Source organism: Mesorhizobium sp. M7A.F.Ca.MR.245.00.0.0, from assembly GCF_003997415.1.
In the GTDB taxonomy this organism is placed as follows: domain Bacteria; phylum Pseudomonadota; class Alphaproteobacteria; order Rhizobiales; family Rhizobiaceae; genus Mesorhizobium.
The window spans coordinates 149,927-153,604 of sequence record NZ_RZTE01000002.1 but is presented as its reverse complement, the minus strand read 5'-3'; the positions used below and the strand labels follow the sequence as shown (position 1 = coordinate 153,604).

Annotated in this window: 1 protein-coding gene; it reads right to left on the bottom strand. The window is 62.7% G+C overall.

Annotation, left to right across the window (positions count from 1 at the left end):
- On the bottom strand, positions 1-3,270 hold a 3,270-nt coding region (locus tag EOB80_RS03725), incomplete at its 3' end, for an Ig-like domain-containing protein (protein WP_206516790.1).
- Positions 3,271-3,678: the final 408 nt, after the last annotated feature.

Sequence of the window (3,678 nt, the reverse complement as noted above, 5' to 3'; positions counted from 1 at the left end):
CGCCGTCGGCACATCGTCGATGACGTCGATGGTGATGGTGTTGGTGATCGTGTTGCCGTTGGCGTCGGTGGCCTGGTAGGTGAAGGTCTCGACGTTGTTGACGGTGTTGGTGCTGTCGTTGGCGTCGGCGCCATCAACCGGCGAGGTCAGCGTGTAGCTGTAGGTGCCGTTGGCGTTGAAGGTCAGCGTGCCGTGCGCGCCGATGGCGTTGCTCACCAGGGCGTATGTGTAAGGTCCGGTGCCGCCCGACACATTGTCGACGACCGTTCCGGCGATGGTCTCGGCGGTGCTCGGCGGATTGCTGCCGATCGGCAGCGCCGCCTCGTTGACCGTCAGGTCGTCGTTGGAGGCGGCAAGGCCGCTGTCCGACAGATTGATGGTCAGGGTCGTCGTCGACAGGTCGCCGTCGCCGTCCATGATGGTGTAGACGAATGTGTCCGTCGCGCCTGCCGGCGGAACCGCGTTGGGCAGGCCGTCATAGCTGTAGCTGCCGTTGGCGTTCAGCGTCAGCGTGCCGTAGGTGCCGGGAATGCCCGCCCCGCCAAGCCCGCCGCTCACCGGCACCGCGGTGTTGCTGCCGGCGGCCACGCCGACAACCCCGCCGCCCGCCGCAAAGCCGTCGGCGCCAGCAACGTCATTGGTCAGCACGTTGCCGCTCACGATGCCGCCCTCGGCAACGCTGTTGCTGTTGGCAACCGCCGTCGGCACATCGTCGATGACGTCGATGGTGATGGTGTTGGTGATCGTGTTGCCGTTGGCGTCGGTGGCCTGGTAGGTGAAGGTCTCGACGTTGTTGACGGTGTTGGTGCTGTCGTTGGCGTCGGCGCCATCAACCGGCGAGGTCAGCGTGTAGCTGTAGGTGCCGTTGGCGTTGAAGGTCAGCGTGCCGTGCGCGCCGATGGCGTTGCTCACCAGGGCGTATGTGTAAGGTCCGGTGCCGCCCGACACATTGTCGACGACCGTTCCGGCGATGGTCTCGGCGGTGCTCGGCGGATTGCTGCCGATCGGCAGCGCCGCCTCGTTGACCGTCAGGTCGTCGTTGGAGGCGGCAAGGCCGCTGTCCGACAGATTGATGGTCAGGGTCGTCGTCGACAGGTCGCCGTCGCCGTCCATGATGGTGTAGACGAATGTGTCCGTCGCGCCTGCCGGCGGAACCGCGTTGGGCAGGCCGTCATAGCTGTAGCTGCCGTTGGCGTTCAGCGTCAGCGTGCCGTAGGTGCCGGGAATGCCCGCCCCGCCAAGCCCGCCGCTCACCGGCACCGCGGTGTTGCTGCCGGCGGCCACGCCGACAACCCCGCCGCCCGCCGCAAAGCCGTCGGCGCCAGCAACGTCATTGGTCAGCACGTTGCCGCTCACGATGCCGCCCTCGGCAACGCTGTTGCTGTTGGCAACCGCCGTCGGCACATCGTCGAGGATGTTGACGGCGAGCGTTCCGCTGTCGCTCTGACCATCCTGGTCAGTCAGCGTGATGGTGAAGTTCTCGAACAGATTGTTCTGGCCCTGAATGGGATCATGCGCCTCATTGTCGAGCAGCGTATAGGTGTAGCTCACCTGGCCGGTAGCGGCATTGTAAGCCGTCACATTGAGCGTGTTGCCAAATGCGGTGGTGAAGGAGCCCGCCGTGAACACGCCATTGGTAATGAAGGCGTTGCCGTCGATCGCCAGTGAGTTGATGCCGTCGGGAGAGGAGACGGTGAAGGTGCCGGCGCCGGTCTCGGCCGTGCTTGCCGGATCGGACCCAGGCCCGCCCGGCGTGCCGATATTCAACGCCGCCTCGTTGACCACAACGTCGCCGCCGATGGCCTCCGGCGTCAGGTCGGTGATCACAGGCGTCGAGTTGCCGATCGAAATCGTCAGCGTGGTGTGCGAGGTGTCGCCGTCGCCGTCCTTGATCGTGTAGGTGAAGACATCGTTGACGCCGCCGGGCGTGCCGGCAGCGCGCACATAGCTGTAGGAGCCGTCCGCCAGCAGTGTCAGCGTGCCGTAGCTGCCCTGGATCGGCGCGTTCAGCGTGGCCGCATTGTCGACATCGGTATTGGTGTTGCCGGCCTGCACGCCAACCACAGTTGCGCCATCGGCGCCCTTGGTATCGGCAACCCCGTCCGTCGCGTTGGCGTCGCCGGCATCTGTTCCGCCAACCAGTACATTGCCTGTCGCCGGGCCGAACTGGCCGGCCGCGATGCTGTCGATATCGGCAACCGCCGTCGGCACGTCGTCGACGATGGCAACGGCAAAGGTGGTGCTGGCCGAATCGCCGTCGACATCCGTGACTGTGATGCTGAAATTGTCCGGAACCGTGTCGTTGGGATCGAATCCGTTCGTCTGATTGGGATGAGCGACTGATTCGGTCACCGTGTAGTTGTATTCGATGGCACCGGTGCTCGGATTGAAGGAGACGATCGTCAGGAAGCCGAAATCGCCCGGGATCTGCTGGCCGACGCCGGTGACGGTGACGCCGTTGATGACGATCGAGCCAATTCCATCCGGCGCGTCGATGCTGATCGTTCCGATGCCGGAGGTCTCGGCGTTGCTTGGCGCGTCGCTGCCGGGAGATTGTGTCTGGCCGCCGTCAAGACCGGCTTCACTGGCCGCTTCGGTCGGGGCAAGCAGTGACGTGGCCGTCACTGAAACCTGCCTGTCGACGATGGACGGGAACAGTTCGCGCCGCTCCAGGAGCCCGAACTGCAAGGCAGTCGGAGGCAGCAGTGCCGACAGGTCGAACCCGTCGCCGATACCGCCGGGGGGAACCGAGAAATCTCCGCCTGCGCTTGAATTCGAGCCGCCAGGACCAGCCGACATGGAACCGTCGGCGCCGAAGGCGACATCGACATGGCTGGCTTCCAGCGCTGCCAGCAGCGCAACGCGCGGCACCTCGACGTCGCCGATGATGAAGGTCGGCACGTTCAGGGCGCCGTCCTTGATCACGATCACCGAGCCGTCGGCCTGTTCGAGCAGAAGGTTTTGGCCGTCGACCTTGATGTTGTCGATGGAGGCGTTGGCCGGAAGCCTCACCACATGGCTGGCGTCGGCTACATATTCGGGCGGCGCGGCTGCCGGCGGTGCCTTTGCTTCCGCGGGGGCTTCCGGCTTGACAGGCGCTCCGCCGCCGACATCGACCGGCACCGGTTCGGACGCTGCCGGCGCGGGCTGCGTCGAATTTGCCTGTGCGACCCGGATTTCCGCCGGTGATGCCTGATCGCCGTGTTCATTGGACACGGAATGCTCGTTCAAGGAAGCCGAAAAGCTGTCCAACTCGATATTGTTCGTCATGGCTGAAACCCCTCCGATATTTACCGGATAGAGACAGCGGCCACTTCTACTTTGCAACTGCCCCCTAATCTATTTCATATATTATGATATGCATTGCCCGGCATTTTTTACACGTGGTAAACCGCTACAATATAACCTGTTATATGTAGGTTTCTGGAGACCTCCTTGACGGATAGCTGGTCGGCAATTTTCCGGTAAACCAAAGTATAAATTTGAATAAAATTTTAAGCAAAATGGATAAAGACAGTTGCTGGATATTTATCCACCTTCCTTTCCAATAATTTGAGACAAGATTGGTAGCGTCCACAGTCAAAGGTGGGCGTTATGAAAAAGCAAAAATCAGTTCCGGGAAAAACCCGGCTCCAGATGCTCCTGCTGGCAATCGGGCTTGTCGGCTTGGCGGGGCCG